The organism is Nitrosomonas nitrosa (assembly GCF_003051105.1).
Classification (GTDB): domain Bacteria; phylum Pseudomonadota; class Gammaproteobacteria; order Burkholderiales; family Nitrosomonadaceae; genus Nitrosomonas; species Nitrosomonas nitrosa.
In genome coordinates, this window is record NZ_QAOO01000005.1 from 115,153 (window position 1) to 129,534 (window position 14,382).

Sequence of the window (14,382 nt, forward strand, 5' to 3'; positions counted from 1 at the left end):
TTTACTCCTTTACGAGATAAGCCATCAAGTGGTTTGTGTATCCCAAACCAATAAGCGGATCGGAGTTGGATTGTAGGCATTGCAGGGATTGTTCAGTTGCGGGCAATTCGAGATCAAAACCAATACATCCATCTCTGCACGCATTTCGACATATTTGCCGGGTGCCGAAATTCCATCCACAAATTCTAGCCCCCCCTCTTCGGTGACAGGCACGTTCATAAAGAAATTGATGTTACTCGGTATATCGCGCTTGCTCATGTCAAGTAGTTCGCACGCAGCATCATGCGCTAAGGCATGCAAGAAATTATCTCGGCAACTGTGCATGGGGTATTTTTCCAATGCGTAGCGTACCGTGTTACTTTCTGCGGCGCAGGCTCCTCCTAGCGTGTCATGACGTCCGCAGGTATCAGCAACAATGGTAAGCATCCTATTGCCCAAGTTCGAGTAAAGGACACTGCCTGTTGTCAGGTAAAGGTTGTTCTGAGCGCGTATGGTATCCGTTACACTATAGCGTTCGAGTGCATGATGCGCATTGAAAAAAAGTGTGTCGACCGCTTGATTGCCTTCCAGATCAACGATACGGAATGTCTGCCCGCGTTTGACGAATTTGGTCCAGGGTTCACCTGCTGCACAAATCTCATCGATGATGGCTGTATCAGGGGTGAGTTTGCTTTCGATGAGTTGAGATGTGTTCATAGCGCGCCTCCGCAAGGATGATAAAGTCGGTGGGTGTTATGTAATCCGCGTGCATTCTCTGCGATCTGCTTGCATTCTGAAACAGCATGTATTGGTGTGACAAACGCTGCCAGATGAATATCGCCCGGTTGATAGGTGGGACGCGTATCGAGAGGATGGGGCGCTGCAGTCAGAACAACCAATGTATCCATCTCAAAACTGAGATCGACGTAATCGCCTACTTTGCTATGATCGCAGTGAAATGTGAGTTCACCCGCAGCACTAGCTATGACTTTACTGAAAAAATTGATATTGGCCACGATATCACGCATACCCAGCCCCCACTTGCCAAGTTCAATCAGCATACCATCCAAGCCACTGCGATACATCTGATTGCGATGCTCTTGATAGCGGGCAACGCCATATTTTTGCTGTATCAGTTTGCTGTCGCTCAGTCCGCACGCCGTATCATGCCAGCCCACCGTATCATCAGTAATACAACAAAATATCCGCCCCATATCGGAAAAACAGGCATGCCCCTTGGTCAGGCGGAAGGTATGCTGCGCTTTGAGGGTGTCTGCCATATTGTAGCGCTCCAGTTTTTCTTCCTGGTTATAGAACAATACGGCGGCATTGGCACCGCCACTGGTGTCCGTTAACCGCAGGGTTAGGCCGCGTCGCAGGATACCGGACCAGTGGCATCCACCGGGAATAGATTCTTCCCATAGAAATACGTTGTTGTGATTCATTTATTTCTCCTTATCAGAATACTCAATGTCGTCGCAGTTAAGATAACACTCAATACAAGGGGAACTGCCCAGATTTGCCACCAAGGTGCATCGGGTGAGGTTAAATAGGTACGTGGCCAAGCAATGTTGATGAGTTCGAAGAGTGACCAAGCAAAAGCGATAATATTGATGATCAATCCCCATATTCCCAACTTCAGTTCACCCAAAGCAGGGTCCCAGCGACCGGTAAGCCGCGTGTATAAGCCAACCCCCGTAGTCATGGAAAACATGGCATAGAGACCGCCAGTTCCAAAGGCAATGATGGTTGCAACTGCTTGATCATTGAGCCCGAACAATAACCCCATACCAGCTAGAAATACCGTGAATAGAATCGCATTGTGGGGTGCTTTTGAAGCCGTTACATGACTGAGTATCGACGGCATGTTCCCTTCACGCGCCATGGAGAATACGATGCGGGAGGTATATTTGACTACGGATGCGCCGCAAGCCAAAAAAGCCACGACAACGATTATCAGAAACGGCTTCTCGATCCAGCTGCCGAAATGCGTTGTTACCAGTGGTGTAATAGGATCAAATGTTGCGCTGGTTTTCGCCAGGGTATCATGGTCGAACGATAATATCAGTGCTGAGGAATTGAAAACGACGACGGTGCCGACCGCACCGAGTGCAAAAAAAATGGCCCGCGGTACCATACGCTTGGGTTGATGCGTTTCTTCCGATGTTGTGGAACAAGCATCAAATCCAATAAAGGCCCACCCGGCAATCGCTAGTGCCGCTAGAAAAGCTGAAAGTTTGTCGGGTGCCGTACCACTACCCAGATGCTGGAATAACTCGGAGAAGGGGTGTTCCCTGAAGAAAAAGAAAAGCAGCAAGGCGATGCCGAATGATCCGATGATTTCGGCGTAAACACCAAGTGCAATAATCGACTTAAAGACATTAACATGGGCGAGATTGAGCAGCATGCAAATCAAGAGGAAAATGGCGCCCCAGAACACCATCATAATGCCTGTCTCACTTGGGGAGTCGAACAAAATGGCGAGCCAGATCCCCCCTGTGTAAGCAGTGGTGGTTAACATGGCGATGGTTGAACAAACATAAATTGCGCCTGCATACTGGCCAGTGATCGTTCCGCCAAGTTGACGTGCCCATTTGTAAGCGCCTCCTGCAATCGGAAATTGGGAGGATAATTCGGCATAAACGGTTGCAACCAGTAACTGCATGATCAAGCAGATTACCAAGGCGGCGAACCAGCCACCCCCGGTTACATTGGTTTGCACGCCGACGATAGCATAAAGCCCGACGACGGGAGAAACCACCGCGAACCCGAGTGTAAAGCTATTCCAAACCCCCATACTGCGATTAAGTATATCGGGATCGGCCGATTTCATTTCAGTTGTAAAACTCTTGGGATTATGAGTGGAAGACATAACTTGCCTCGAAAATAGTGTGAAAAATGATTCAACCTAAGTCGAAACTGGCCGCAAATTGAGGGCCAGTAGACGATCGATCAAGCCAAATCCAGCTATATAAAGCCAGCCATATATTGGCTATCGGGATAGCAATCTTGCGAGGGATGAGGGTGAATCAAGAAACGGGAATTTTTGCCCGATAGCTTGATGAAGCCATTGGATTCAAAAGCTAACTGTGGTGATGCCGCTGAATTTACCTGAACAAGACCGGAACGGCAGCGAAGCAATAAGGGCAAGATAGATGAAAACATAACGAAATCTCCTTTTATCATCAGGAAAAGCAACGAGAGTCGTAATGTGTTTAAACATTACGTAATCTCCCGGGCTTTTATCCCTCCGTGGAGCTTCGTCATGGTCGAAGCCAGAAACTCTCGGACCAGTCACTTTTCTTGTAATTCTTATAAGAAAAGCCGGAACCCTAGTTTGCTATTACATTGGTTATATCGACTGATATAACCCAGTGACGCCTCTCAATAGCTAATTAAACAATCTAACTACTCATACTTATCTAAGAAACGATTTTGGAGACAAGCTAACATAACTTTTATAGAAAGACAAATATATTTCTTAGTGCAAAGTCGAAAAAAGTCGATCGAACATGGCGCATCCCAGTGCTCAATCCTAGAAGCTAAACGATGAAGATGGCTAGAAAATAGGGTGTTATTCCCACTTTGATGCTGGTTGATTTACCTTATAGTGTTAGCTATTGATAAGCCTAATTTAGTCTAGAAGTGGAAGTGCAAAATTGCTGAACTTGGTGAGTTGATATTAAATGTGACGAGGCCCTTAGCCCCTACCATCTGTGGTAGGGGTTTTTTTCGATGCCTAGCCATTCACTGAGAAAATGCCGAATCTAAGCGACACCATATTGAGCGCGGTAGCGCTCTATCGCTGCTAAGTTCTGTGCCATACTTTTTTGAGCGGCGAGATAATCGATTATATTGTCTAGATTGATAATACTGATAACGGGAATTTCGTATGTTTGCTCGACTTCTTGTATGGCAGATAACTGACCCAGGCCTTTTTCCATTCGGTCTAGCGCAACTACAACAGCACAGGGAATCGCTTTAGCGGCTTGAATCAGTGCCACAGACTCTTTTACCGAGGTGCCTGCAGTAATGACATCATCGATGATCAATACACGGCCTGCCAGTGGTGATCCGACGGTGTTACCACCTTCCCCATGATCCTTGATTTCCTTGCGGTTGAAGCAAAAAGGGTAATTATGACCCGATTCGGCAAGTGCAATCGCAGTCGCGCTGACCAGTGGAATACCCTTGTAAGCAGGGCCAAACAACATACTAAACGGAATCTGCGCAGCCAGTATGGCTTTCGCGTAGAATTGCCCCAATTTGCGTAATGAGCCGCCATCATTGAATAGCCCAGCGTTAAAAAAATAAGGCGAACGGCGTCCGGCTTTAGTGATGAATTCACCAAAACGCAGTACATTACATTCAATGGCAAACTCAATAAAAGCTTGTTTAAAATCTGACATAGCCAAAACCCAACAAAATGAAAATTATAACGTTAAACGTCAACGGCATTCGTTCTGCAGCTAATAAAGGTTTTTTTCAATGGATGCCTGCACAGCAGGCTGATGTGATATGCGTGCAGGAATTGAAGGCACAGCCTGACGATATGACCCCTGAAATGAAAGCCCCTGATGGCTACCATGGCTATTTTCATTGCGCCGATAAGAAAGGCTACAGTGGTGTTGGAATTTACTCCCGTCACGAGCCGGATAATGTGATAGAAGGCGTCGGTATTCCAGAAATCGATGCAGAAGGTCGTTATCTGCGTGCTGATTTTGGTAATTTGAGTATCATATCGATTTATCTGCCTTCGGGGTCGAGTGGTGAGCATCGGCAAGCGATCAAGTTTTTCTTTATGGCGCAATTTTTCCCGATTCTGAAAGGACTGGCCCAATGCAATCGGGAGGTTATTTTGTGCGGGGATTGGAATATTGCCCACAAGGAAATCGATCTAAAGAATTGGCGCGCTAATCAAAAAAATTCCGGTTTTTTACCAGAAGAACGCGCCTGGCTGACAGCGGTTTTTGATGAGCTGAAGCTGATTGATGTTTTTCGAAAAATAGAGCCTTCCCCAGAACAATACACCTGGTGGTCCAATCGAGGGCAGGCGTGGGCAAAGAACGTGGGATGGCGAATCGACTATCAGATTGCCACACCTACGATTGCTGATAAAGCGACCCATGCGGCCATTTATAAGCAAGAACGGTTTTCAGATCATGCGCCGTTAATAATTGATTACGATCACCGTTTATGAGCAATACTACGGTCGCAAACTGGCTGAGTGTTTGCCGTATTTATGCGCATCCTCGCGTAGTTGGCATGCTGGCATTGGGTTTTTCGGCTGGATTGCCGCTATTGCTCATATTGGGGACGCTTTCGTTCTGGTTAAGAGAAGCTGGGATCGATCGCGCGACCATAGGGCACTTAAGTTGGATTGGTTTAGCCTACGGTTTTAAATGGATGTGGTCACCGTTGGTTGACCGCTTGCCATTGCCGCTACTGACGAGATGGCTTGGACGGCGCCGAGCATGGCTGTTACTTTCGCAAATTACGATAACGATTGCGTTGATCGGCATGGCGAATACCGATCCACTCTTGAATTTGTCTCACATGGTGTTTTTTGCGCTGGCAGTCGCGTTTGCCTCGGCTACTCAAGATATCGCACTGGATGCCTATCGTATTGAAGCGGTCGAATTGAGATTGCAAGGCGCTATGGCAGCAACTTATCAAGCTGGTTATCGCTTGGCAATGATATTGGCATCTGCTGGCGTGCTATGGATCGCCGCGTCATTGGATGCTTCTCCCTCTGAATACGATTATCAGTCATGGCGCATGGCCTATTTGGTGATGGCTGCTTCCATGGCCGTGGGAATAGCGACAACGCTGATCATTCGCGAACCCGATGTTTCCATCAATCACCTTGCTCTAGAGAATGAAAAACAAGTCGGTCGTGTCATTGCGGGCTGGAACTTAAATATTCACGTGATACGGCTGTTGACTTGGCTATATGGGGCTATGGTTGCACCATTTCAGAATTTTATCGTACGGCACGGCTACCATGCCATCTTGATCTTGACGCTGATCGCTGTTTATCGTATCTCAGATGTCGTGATGGGCGTGATGAGCAATCCTTTCTATGTTGACATGGGGTATACCAAAGATGAAGTGGCGACCGTTTCCAAAGTGTATGGCGTCATTATGACCATCATGGGTGCGGCAATAGGAGGGGTACTGATCGCACGGCTCGGCGTGTTCAAGATATTATTCCTGGGTGCGGTGTTATCGGCTGCAACCAATTTATTATTTGTTTGGCTCTCAATGAGAGGGCACGATGTCGTAGGGCTGATATTCACTATTTCTGCAGATAATCTTTCGGCAGGTATTGCATCGGCCGCTTTTATTACCTATCTTTCGGGATTGACCAATTCGGCTTATTCTGCAACGCAATACGCGCTATTCAGTTCAATCATGCTGCTGTTGCCTAAATTCATCGCTGGTTTCAGTGGACAATTTGTAGATGCCTACGGGTACGCATTATTTTTCAGTGGCACTGCGCTACTGGGTGTACCCGTGCTTGTTTTAGTATGGCTGGTTGGCCGAATCGAATTTAAAGCACCCCCACCCGCGGATCATTCTTAGCGCCATTCTGACATGTTTATTTTCCACAAGTAAAACGGTAAAACGCCAGCATGCCAAATAAGTTAGGTGCAATAGTAATATGCTGACTTCCATTCATCACACGGCGTTCAATGATGTGGATACCATGCCGATGGCAAAGCTGCTCGAAATCATTCAAAGTACAGAGGTGGATATTAGGCGTATCAAACCACTCATAAGGCAGCGTTTGAGATACGGGCATATGGCCGAATAAGACTTGTAGCCTATTTTTCCAATGACCAAAATTAGGAAAAGTGACGATTCCTTCTTTACCAACGCGAAGTATTTCCTTGATGATGTCTTCTGTATGCCTCATTGCTTGCAGCGTTTGAGACAAGATGACGTAATCAAAAGAATTCGATTCAAAACCCGATAGGCCAGATTCAAGATCACTTTGAATGACATTCACGCCATTATTGAGACATGCCAATATATTGGCATCATCGATTTCAACGCCATATCCATGCACGCCCAGCGTGTCTTGCAAATACCCAAGCAGTGTCCCGTCACCACAACCCAGGTCGAGCACTTTCGACCCTGGTTGGATCCAAGAAGCGATAATTGCGAAATCAGGTCTTAACAAAGTAAGAGAGGAGGGTTGTTTAGCCATTAAAACACCGTTGAATGTTATGTCTCAATCTTATTCATGTAAGCTCTCACCAGTTGGTGATAGTGCTCATCCTTCATGAGAAAGGAATCGTGGCCGTGCCTGGAAGGAATTTCCGCATAGCTAACATTGAGTTTGTTGTCCAATAAGGCTTTGACGATGCTGCGTGAACGTTCTGGAGAAAAGCGCCAATCCGAGCTGAATGACAGCACTAAAAAATTCGCTTTGGCACGATGGAAAGCAGCACTCAGGTCATCATCGTAATCACGTGCGGGATCGAAATAATCCAGCGCCTTCGTCATGAGCAGATAGCTATTGGCATCAAACTGATCCGCGAACTTATCCCCCTGATAGCGCAGATAGGATTCGATCTGAAACTCAATATCGAAATTGAAGCTTAACGAGCCTGATCGTAGTTCACGGCCAAATTTTTCTGCCATGGAGTCATTGGACAAATAGGTAATATGACCCAGCATCCGAGCAAGGCGCAAGCCCCTGCGCGGGATGGTGCCATGCGAATAGAAATCGCCTCCGTGAAAATCCGGATCGGTAATGATCGCCTGGCGCGCTACGTCATTGAACGCGATATTTTGTGCGGTTAATTTTGCTGCAGCCGCGATTACGATTGCATGCCTGACCTTTTCAGGCGCATCGAGTGCAAGCTGCATGGCTGACATACCGCCAAGGCTTCCCCCCACGACGGCGGCAAATTCATCAATGCCAAATTTATCCGCCAGCCTGACATACGTTTGCGCCCAGTCAATCGTCGTCACTACTGGAAAATCAGCACCATAGTGCTTACCTGTTTTTTTATTGATACTTGCAGGACCGGTAGAGCCATGACAACCACCAATATTGTTGACGCCAATTACAAAAAATTTGCGTGTGTCAATTGGTTTGCCCGGTCCAATCATGTTGTTCCACCAACCTACGTTTTTGGGGTTGTCGGCATAAACGCCAGCGACATGGTGATTGCCGGAAAGCGCATGGCAAATCAAGACCGCATTGGATTTTGCTGCATTCAATTCACCATAGGTTTCATAAACCTGTTCATAGCTATCTAATATTGCGCCACTTTCCAAACTGAGTGGCGTATCAAAATAAAACCTTTGGGGCGTAACGATGCCAATAGATTCTGAATCATGCATGAATATATCTAAAAATCTAGGAAATTATTTTTATAAGGAAGATGACCGAACGCTTATTGCCGAGAAGCATTATATCGCCAAAAACAGGGAGGAGGCCTGTACCTACTCAAAACCTGATTATTTGGCAGCGCACTAAAAGTCAATTGTTGCAAATTTTGAACTAACCCATTGATTTAGCATCGATTGGCCAGCGCCGATTGATGGAATGATAAAGAATTTCTGCCGCTCTCATGGGAAATACTAGCATAGAATAAACAAATTGGCTGTGCAGGTTACAGTTGATCCAAACTCCCCTATTCGTGTGCAAACTCAGCCGATAAAGATGATACTAGACTGTCTGAGACGGATCTACTGCGGACGAGCCTGCCAGGTCGGATTTCCCGATCCTTATCGTTAAATAGAACGACTATTCGCCGCAAATGATCAAAAAATCCAGCTCAACCAGACTCACCCTCGCTACGATCGCTATTCTCGGACAATCTCCTAGTCATGAGTACATCGTATCGTTCTTGAGTTATTAACCCGGATCGAATTTATGCCCGATTGACAAAGAAATGCGCTTGTAATGAAAAGGAAAAGGCCGAGATGGTTTAGAGCGCATGACTTTCAATCTTATTCGCTATTATCTTGCAGTTCGTGTCAGAGAGTCATGTTTTAATCCGAAACCGTTGTAACAGCAGTGGGTAACTTTTTATTTTGCATTATCCTGTGGCATTCTCTGTAATGCTGTGCAGTTTTTCGATATATCGATAATTTTTGTTTCTATAGTGTAAGGATGTTTGACACCATGCCACACGATATGCCTTTTCCTTCTTTATTTCATGCCAGAACAGCAATTAATCAAGCCTATCTTTGCGATGAAGCTGCACATCTCGACAGTTTGCTTGCTTCCATCCGATTCGCTGGGCATGAACAAGCGCAAATAGAAGCGTTAGCGAGACATTTGGTAACCAAGGTTCGTGACCAGGAAGGGGCGCGGGCTGGAATGAATGCGTTGCTTCATGAATATGATTTGAGTACTCAAGAAGGTGTACTGCTCATGTGTTTGGCTGAAGCGTTATTGCGTATACCCGATAATGTTACTGCAGACCGCCTGATTCAGGATAAGCTGGCAAGCGCAGAGTGGAGTCGCCATCTTGGACATAGTGCTTCATGGTGGGTCAATGCTTCAACCTGGGGGTTATTGCTGACTGGTAAATTTGTCAAATTGGAAGCTTCTACCTCACTTTTTAATCGTTTGATCAGCAGGAGCGGGGAGCCAGTGATCCGCATGGCGATTAAACAAGCAATGCGTTTGATCGGACATCAGTTTGTTATGGGCAGTACCCTTGAGGAAGCTTTGAGGCGCAGCAAGGAGAGTGAGAATAGGCGCTACCGTTATTCTTTCGATATGCTTGGTGAAGCGGCACTGACCGCTGCTGACGCTGTGCGCTATTGGGAAGCCTATCATGAGGCCATCACAACCCTCGGCCAGCAAGATTATCAGAGCAAATTACAAGATCGTTCCGGTATTTCTGTAAAACTTTCTGCACTTCATCCTCGTTATGAATACACTAAGCGGCAACAGGTAATGGATGTGCTATTACCCCGCTTGCTGGCTTTGGTGCTTGCTGCCAAAGCGGCCCATATCAGCATCACTATTGACGCGGAGGAAACTGATAGACTCGATCTCGCGCTTGATTTATTTGAAGCTGTATACCGTGATGATCGGTTGAATGGGTGGAATGGATTGGGTATGGCAGTACAAGCTTACCAAAAACGGGCAATTCATGTGATCGATTGGTTGGCGCAGCTGGCGCGTGAATATACACGTTCGATTCCCGTTCGCCTCGTGAAAGGCGCCTACTGGGATGGTGAAATCAAACTAGCGCAAGAACGAGGCTTGGAAGGTTATCCAGTTTTTACCCGAAAAGCAGCGACAGATATTTCCTATCTTGCTTGCGCTCGACGCCTTTTTGATCATGATAATCTTTTGTACCCGCAATTTGCTACTCACAATGCCCGTACTGTAGCTTCTCTCATTGTTATGGCAGAGGGGCGCTCAATCGAGTTTCAACGTTTGCATGGCATGGGAGAAGCCCTCTATACGACCGTACTCAATGAAAGGCCGCAGTTATCTTGCCGTGTCTATGCGCCGGTTGGGGATTATCAAGAATTACTTCCTTATCTTGTACGCCGCTTGCTGGAAAATGGCGCTAATAGTTCCTTTGTCAACCAGATCGCCAATGATCAGGTTACTGTAGATGACATGATTGCAGATCCAGTAGCCGTACTTGAGCACCAGACGCACGCTATACCTCTGCCGCGTCATCTTTATGGAGATGAGCGACTCAATTCGAGTGGTATCAATCTTGCTGACAGAGAAATACAAAACCGCTTGATACACGCTCTGGGACAGGCGTGTCAGCAGTCGTGGCAAGCGGCGCCAATCGTCAATGGGGATATTCTTACCGGTAAGCAACAAACTAGATTGAATCCTGCCAACCATCGCGATGCAATCGGAGAAGTACTGTTGGCCGATCTCAGTGCCGTTGATCGGGCGTTCAGCATCGCACATAGCGCAGCACCTAAATGGGCTAATAACAGTGCTAGTGAACGAGCCGCTCTATTAGAGCGTGCTGCGGACCTGTTTGAAGAAAAGTGCACTGAACTCATGGCACGTATCATGCGTGAAGGCGGACGCACCCTGCATGATGCACTTAACGAAGTGCGTGAAGCGATCGATTTTTGCCGTTACTATGCCGTTCAGGCGCGCCGACATTTTGAGCATCCCATCGTTTTGCCAGGCATCACGGGGGAAATGAATCAATTGCGCTTAGTGGGTCGCGGCGTATTTGTTTGTATCAGTCCATGGAATTTTCCCGTGGCGATTTTCACCGGCCAGATCGTTGCTGCTCTTGCAGCGGGCAATTGCGTCATTGCCAAACCTGCAGCGCTGACATCGTTATGTGCTGGGTATGTGGTGAGCTTGCTGCATGAAGCAGGTATTCCTAAGGATGTATTACACTTCCTACCCGGCAGGGGTGATGAAATCGGCATGAAATTGGTAAGTGATGCACGTATAGCCGGTGTTGCCTTTACAGGCTCAACCAGCACTGCACGACAGATTAATCAAATTCTGGCGCAAGGAGAACGTATCGTTCCTTTGATTGCTGAAACAGGTGGTCAGAATTGCATGATTGTTGACAGCTCTGCACTACCGGAGCAAGTTGTTAAAGATGCCATTGCTTCTGCCTTTAATAGTGCGGGGCAGCGTTGCTCGGCGTTACGTGTACTGTTTTTGCAACAAGAAATCGCGCCGCAAATTCTGACAATGCTAAGCGGTGCAATGGATGAGCTGTGCATCGGTAACCCGATGAATTTTACTACGGATATTGGGCCGGTCATCAGTTCTGCAGCTTGCAAGGAATTGCGGCAACATTGCGATCGGATGAATAGCGAAGCTCGCCAGATCAAAATAGCATCGCTCTCACAGAGTCATGCCGAGGGCAGTTATTTTGCTCCATGCGTTTATGAAATTGAGCGCCTTGACCAACTCAAGAAAGAGGTATTCGGCCCCGTTCTCCACGTCATCCGGTATCAAGCCGATCAGCTAGATAAAGTCGTGGAAGATATCAATAACAGCGGCTACGGCCTCACACTCGGCATTCATAGTCGAATTGATGCCACTATTGACTATATTACCCGTCATACCCATTGCGGCAACAGTTATGTCAATCGAAACATTATTGGCGCAGTAGTAGGCTCACAACCTTTTGGAGGAGAAGGACTGTCAGGAACTGGTCCTAAAGCTGGCGGCCCACATTATTTGCAACGCTTTGCAACCGAGCGTGTGGTTACGGTTAATACTACAGCCGTGGGAGGTAATGCGGCACTTTTGTCGCTGAGTGAAATGAATCGTCTGTAGCGCTTTTGTTGCGGAATGTTATGCGTTTGTTATCAAAATATTTTAAAGAATGGAGTTTAACGTTGAATTCACTGGATTAAATGGTGTCAAAAAGCCGTATGATAAAAAACGACACGATAGCAATATTTAAATAGCTGATTTATATTGTATAAGTGTAAATTGAATAGAGAAAGTATGAGTAATTTCTGTTTAGTGTAACTGATTCGTGTGATATTAATTTACCATCTTCATTATGATGGAATAAGGAGGGTTGCTGTTATGAACAAGGGACTTTCTTTTGACGATATTGACGCAGATGATTTTTCTGACGACATCATGCCAGATAGTCGGATCGCGAAGATCATTGATGAAATTGAATTCACCAAAGATGATTACGAAGACATTGAGATTACACTCAGCTCTCTGGGATTAGAATAGTTTTGATCCAAAGATTAGGTGCGAAGAGTAATCCGATTCGCCCTAATCAATTGATTTACGTTTCTTAATAACCATCGGCTGATGGCACCCAAACTGTTGGCGTAAGAACGGTGAATAAAGCTAAAGCTATAGCTAGTCCAAATAGCTAGTTAGGTTTCGTATTGACAGGAATCGGGTTCCATTTCCATAAAATATCATCCTGCTGTCCTATTCGATAGCGCTAAGCTAGGACCAATGCATTAACTTAGAAGTGTTACCCACCTGATTTCAGGTTCAAACTGTAAATCCTGAACAAAAATTCATTAGTCATGTCGGGCGCTAAAACGACTCGCCTGAATTCTTTTCTATGCACCATAGATTTAATTCCTCCTCGCCAAAACCCAATAAATTAATTGGCGGGTATCTTGGTGAGTCACGTCGTTATTCCTGATTAAAAGAATACATATACGTGTTAATACGTAATGACTAATTTTCATATTGCTTGTAAGGTAACGAGGCGTATATGGAAAGCTTGGGTCAGGAAATACCTAGAGAAGAATGATTACTCGAATGATCGACCGCCCAAATTATCCTATTGACATTTATACGCTGAAAGAGTAATTGTGCTAAAAAGAGAGGGAGAAATTTCGATAGTGTATATTCGTCGAAAATTTCTCAATCATTTTAAGAGAAAGGAACACCTATGACGATGATAGGACAGTCATCCATCTTTATTGAAATGCTACGACAGATTTCAAAAATGGCGCGTTGCGATGTTCCTGTCTTGATCGAAGGTGAAACAGGCACTGGAAAAGAATTAGTGGCGCGTGCTATCCATTACGGCAGTGCTAGGCACGAAAGTCCTTTTATCCCTGTCAATTGTGGCGCCATTCCCGATATGCTCATTGAGAACGAATTGTTTGGTCATAAACGAGGTGCCTATACAGACGCACGATCTGATGATCCAGGCTTGATTACCCATGCACGGCATGGTTCACTTTTTCTGGATGAAGTAGACGCATTATCTCCCAAAGCACAAGTCGTGCTACTGCGTTTCCTGCAAGATCAGCTCTATCGTCCGCTGGGTGGCACACATTCATTTTCAGCTGATGTGCGCGTGATCGTTGCCAGCAATGCCAATCTGGATAAGTTGGCAAAGCAGGGGCTATTCCGCCTTGACCTATTGTTTCGACTCAAAATTATGTACTTGAAGTTACCGCCGCTACGGGAGAGGCAGGGTGACGCCAAATTGCTGGCAGATTATTTTTTGCAAGCCTGTGCTCAGCGATTTGGTTACGGTGAAAAAAAGCTGCATCCTGAAACACTTGCTTGGCTAGATGAATATTACTGGCCAGGTAATATTCGAGAATTGGAAAATCTGATTTGTCGCGAATATTTACTGGAGGATGGTGCTATCATCCGGGTTAAATCACCTGATTTCGATGCGATTGAAAGACGTACTGGAACAGAGCGACGGCAATCGGCGCTTATCAGCAAAGTTTTTAACGAAGCTAAAAGCCATGCTATTGCTGAATTCGAGCAATGTTATCTTTCCGAGGCGCTGGCGCAAACACAAGGTAATGTAACTAAAGCAGCGAAACTGGCTGGTAAAGAACGCCGTGCATTTGGCAAGCTGTTGAAGAAGTATGGAATGGATAAACAATTTTATTGTTCATTAACGCTATAACTATGTTCTCCCTCCTCATTGGGCATCTCTGGAAACTGGCATAGTAGTCTCTAAG

12 protein-coding genes and 1 riboswitch are annotated in these 14,382 nt (G+C 46.0%); of the genes, 5 read left to right on the forward strand and 7 right to left on the reverse strand.

Going from position 1 to position 14,382, the window contains the following annotated elements:
- Window positions 1-24: 24 nt before the first annotated feature.
- The 5 genes from C8R30_RS03915 to pyrE all read right to left on the reverse strand — a co-directional run bounded on the left by C8R30_RS03915 (window position 25) and on the right by pyrE (window position 4,388).
- On the reverse strand, window positions 25-696 hold the full coding sequence (locus tag C8R30_RS03915; RefSeq protein ID WP_090666221.1) for an urea amidolyase associated protein UAAP2: 672 nt from the start codon (window positions 694-696) through the stop codon (window positions 25-27).
- The gene (locus C8R30_RS03920; RefSeq protein ID WP_107789585.1) at window positions 693-1,424 is read right to left on the reverse strand and encodes an urea amidolyase associated protein UAAP1; all 732 of its coding nucleotides are present in this window, start codon (window positions 1,422-1,424) and stop codon (window positions 693-695) included. The genes C8R30_RS03915 and C8R30_RS03920 overlap by 4 nt, the downstream gene beginning before the upstream one ends.
- A complete protein-coding gene (locus C8R30_RS03925; RefSeq protein WP_107783952.1) occupies window positions 1,421-2,851 on the reverse strand; it encodes an APC family permease in 1,431 nt (476 codons plus the stop codon). Before C8R30_RS03925 ends, C8R30_RS03920 begins: the two co-directional genes overlap by 4 nt.
- Before the next feature lie 95 nt (window positions 2,852-2,946).
- Window positions 2,947-3,144: a hypothetical protein gene (locus tag C8R30_RS03930; RefSeq protein WP_107789586.1), complete on the reverse strand. Its 198-nt coding sequence runs from the start codon at window positions 3,142-3,144 to the stop codon at window positions 2,947-2,949.
- Between the two features lie 64 nt (window positions 3,145-3,208).
- Window positions 3,209-3,326: riboswitch (guanidine-I (ykkC/yxkD leader) on the reverse strand.
- 420 nt (window positions 3,327-3,746) lie between these two features.
- Window positions 3,747-4,388: an orotate phosphoribosyltransferase gene (pyrE, locus tag C8R30_RS03935; RefSeq protein ID WP_107789587.1), complete on the reverse strand. Its 642-nt coding sequence runs from the start codon at window positions 4,386-4,388 to the stop codon at window positions 3,747-3,749.
- Window positions 4,389-4,405: 17 nt separating this feature from the next.
- Between pyrE and C8R30_RS03940 the strand changes: the two genes are divergently transcribed.
- The gene (locus C8R30_RS03940; RefSeq protein WP_107789588.1) at window positions 4,406-5,179 is read left to right on the forward strand and encodes an exodeoxyribonuclease III; all 774 of its coding nucleotides are present in this window, start codon (window positions 4,406-4,408) and stop codon (window positions 5,177-5,179) included.
- The gene (locus C8R30_RS03945) at window positions 5,176-6,564 is read left to right on the forward strand and encodes an AmpG family muropeptide MFS transporter (RefSeq protein WP_090666233.1); all 1,389 of its coding nucleotides are present in this window, start codon (window positions 5,176-5,178) and stop codon (window positions 6,562-6,564) included. Before C8R30_RS03940 ends, C8R30_RS03945 begins: the two co-directional genes overlap by 4 nt.
- Before the next feature lie 16 nt (window positions 6,565-6,580).
- On the opposite strand, the gene metW is transcribed toward C8R30_RS03945, so the two are convergent.
- The gene (gene metW / locus C8R30_RS03950; RefSeq protein WP_090666235.1) at window positions 6,581-7,192 is read right to left on the reverse strand and encodes a methionine biosynthesis protein MetW; all 612 of its coding nucleotides are present in this window, start codon (window positions 7,190-7,192) and stop codon (window positions 6,581-6,583) included.
- 17 nt (window positions 7,193-7,209) lie between these two features.
- Window positions 7,210-8,337, reverse strand: a complete 1,128-nt coding sequence (gene metX, locus C8R30_RS03955) for a homoserine O-succinyltransferase MetX (RefSeq protein ID WP_090666237.1) — start codon at window positions 8,335-8,337, stop codon at window positions 7,210-7,212.
- 787 nt (window positions 8,338-9,124) lie between these two features.
- Here metX and putA point away from each other — a divergent pair.
- From putA to C8R30_RS03965, 3 genes are all read left to right on the forward strand, one after another.
- Window positions 9,125-12,244, forward strand: a complete 3,120-nt coding sequence (putA, locus tag C8R30_RS03960; RefSeq protein ID WP_107789589.1) for a bifunctional proline dehydrogenase/L-glutamate gamma-semialdehyde dehydrogenase PutA — start codon at window positions 9,125-9,127, stop codon at window positions 12,242-12,244.
- Window positions 12,245-12,502: 258 nt separating this feature from the next.
- Window positions 12,503-12,661 carry a hypothetical protein gene (locus C8R30_RS15810; RefSeq protein ID WP_177182263.1) on the forward strand — a complete coding sequence of 53 codons (159 nt, stop codon included), beginning with the start codon at window positions 12,503-12,505 and terminating at the stop codon, window positions 12,659-12,661.
- Window positions 12,662-13,343: 682 nt separating this feature from the next.
- Entirely contained in the window at window positions 13,344-14,327 is a 984-nt protein-coding gene (locus C8R30_RS03965) for a sigma 54-interacting transcriptional regulator (RefSeq protein WP_204799166.1), read from the forward strand.
- Window positions 14,328-14,382 lie beyond the last annotated feature (55 nt).

Bases quoted from the DNA above. Each gene is read 5' to 3' on its own strand.
- C8R30_RS03915 (WP_090666221.1), bottom strand. From the start codon at position 696: ATGAACACATCTCAACTCATCGAAAGCAAACTCACCCCTGATACAGCC.
- C8R30_RS03920 (WP_107789585.1), bottom strand. From the start codon at position 1,424: ATGAATCACAACAACGTATTTCTATGGGAAGAATCTATTCCCGGTGGA.
- C8R30_RS03925 (WP_107783952.1), bottom strand. From the start codon at position 2,851: ATGTCTTCCACTCATAATCCCAAGAGTTTTACAACTGAAATGAAATCG.
- C8R30_RS03930 (WP_107789586.1), bottom strand. From the start codon at position 3,144: ATGTTTTCATCTATCTTGCCCTTATTGCTTCGCTGCCGTTCCGGTCTT.
- pyrE (WP_107789587.1), bottom strand. From the start codon at position 4,388: ATGTCAGATTTTAAACAAGCTTTTATTGAGTTTGCCATTGAATGTAAT.
- C8R30_RS03940 (WP_107789588.1), top strand. From the start codon at position 4,406: ATGAAAATTATAACGTTAAACGTCAACGGCATTCGTTCTGCAGCTAAT.
- C8R30_RS03945 (WP_090666233.1), top strand. From the start codon at position 5,176: ATGAGCAATACTACGGTCGCAAACTGGCTGAGTGTTTGCCGTATTTAT.
- metW (WP_090666235.1), bottom strand. From the start codon at position 7,192: ATGGCTAAACAACCCTCCTCTCTTACTTTGTTAAGACCTGATTTCGCA.
- metX (WP_090666237.1), bottom strand. From the start codon at position 8,337: ATGCATGATTCAGAATCTATTGGCATCGTTACGCCCCAAAGGTTTTAT.
- putA (WP_107789589.1), top strand. From the start codon at position 9,125: ATGCCACACGATATGCCTTTTCCTTCTTTATTTCATGCCAGAACAGCA.
- C8R30_RS15810 (WP_177182263.1), top strand. From the start codon at position 12,503: ATGAACAAGGGACTTTCTTTTGACGATATTGACGCAGATGATTTTTCT.
- C8R30_RS03965 (WP_204799166.1), top strand. From the start codon at position 13,344: ATGACGATGATAGGACAGTCATCCATCTTTATTGAAATGCTACGACAG.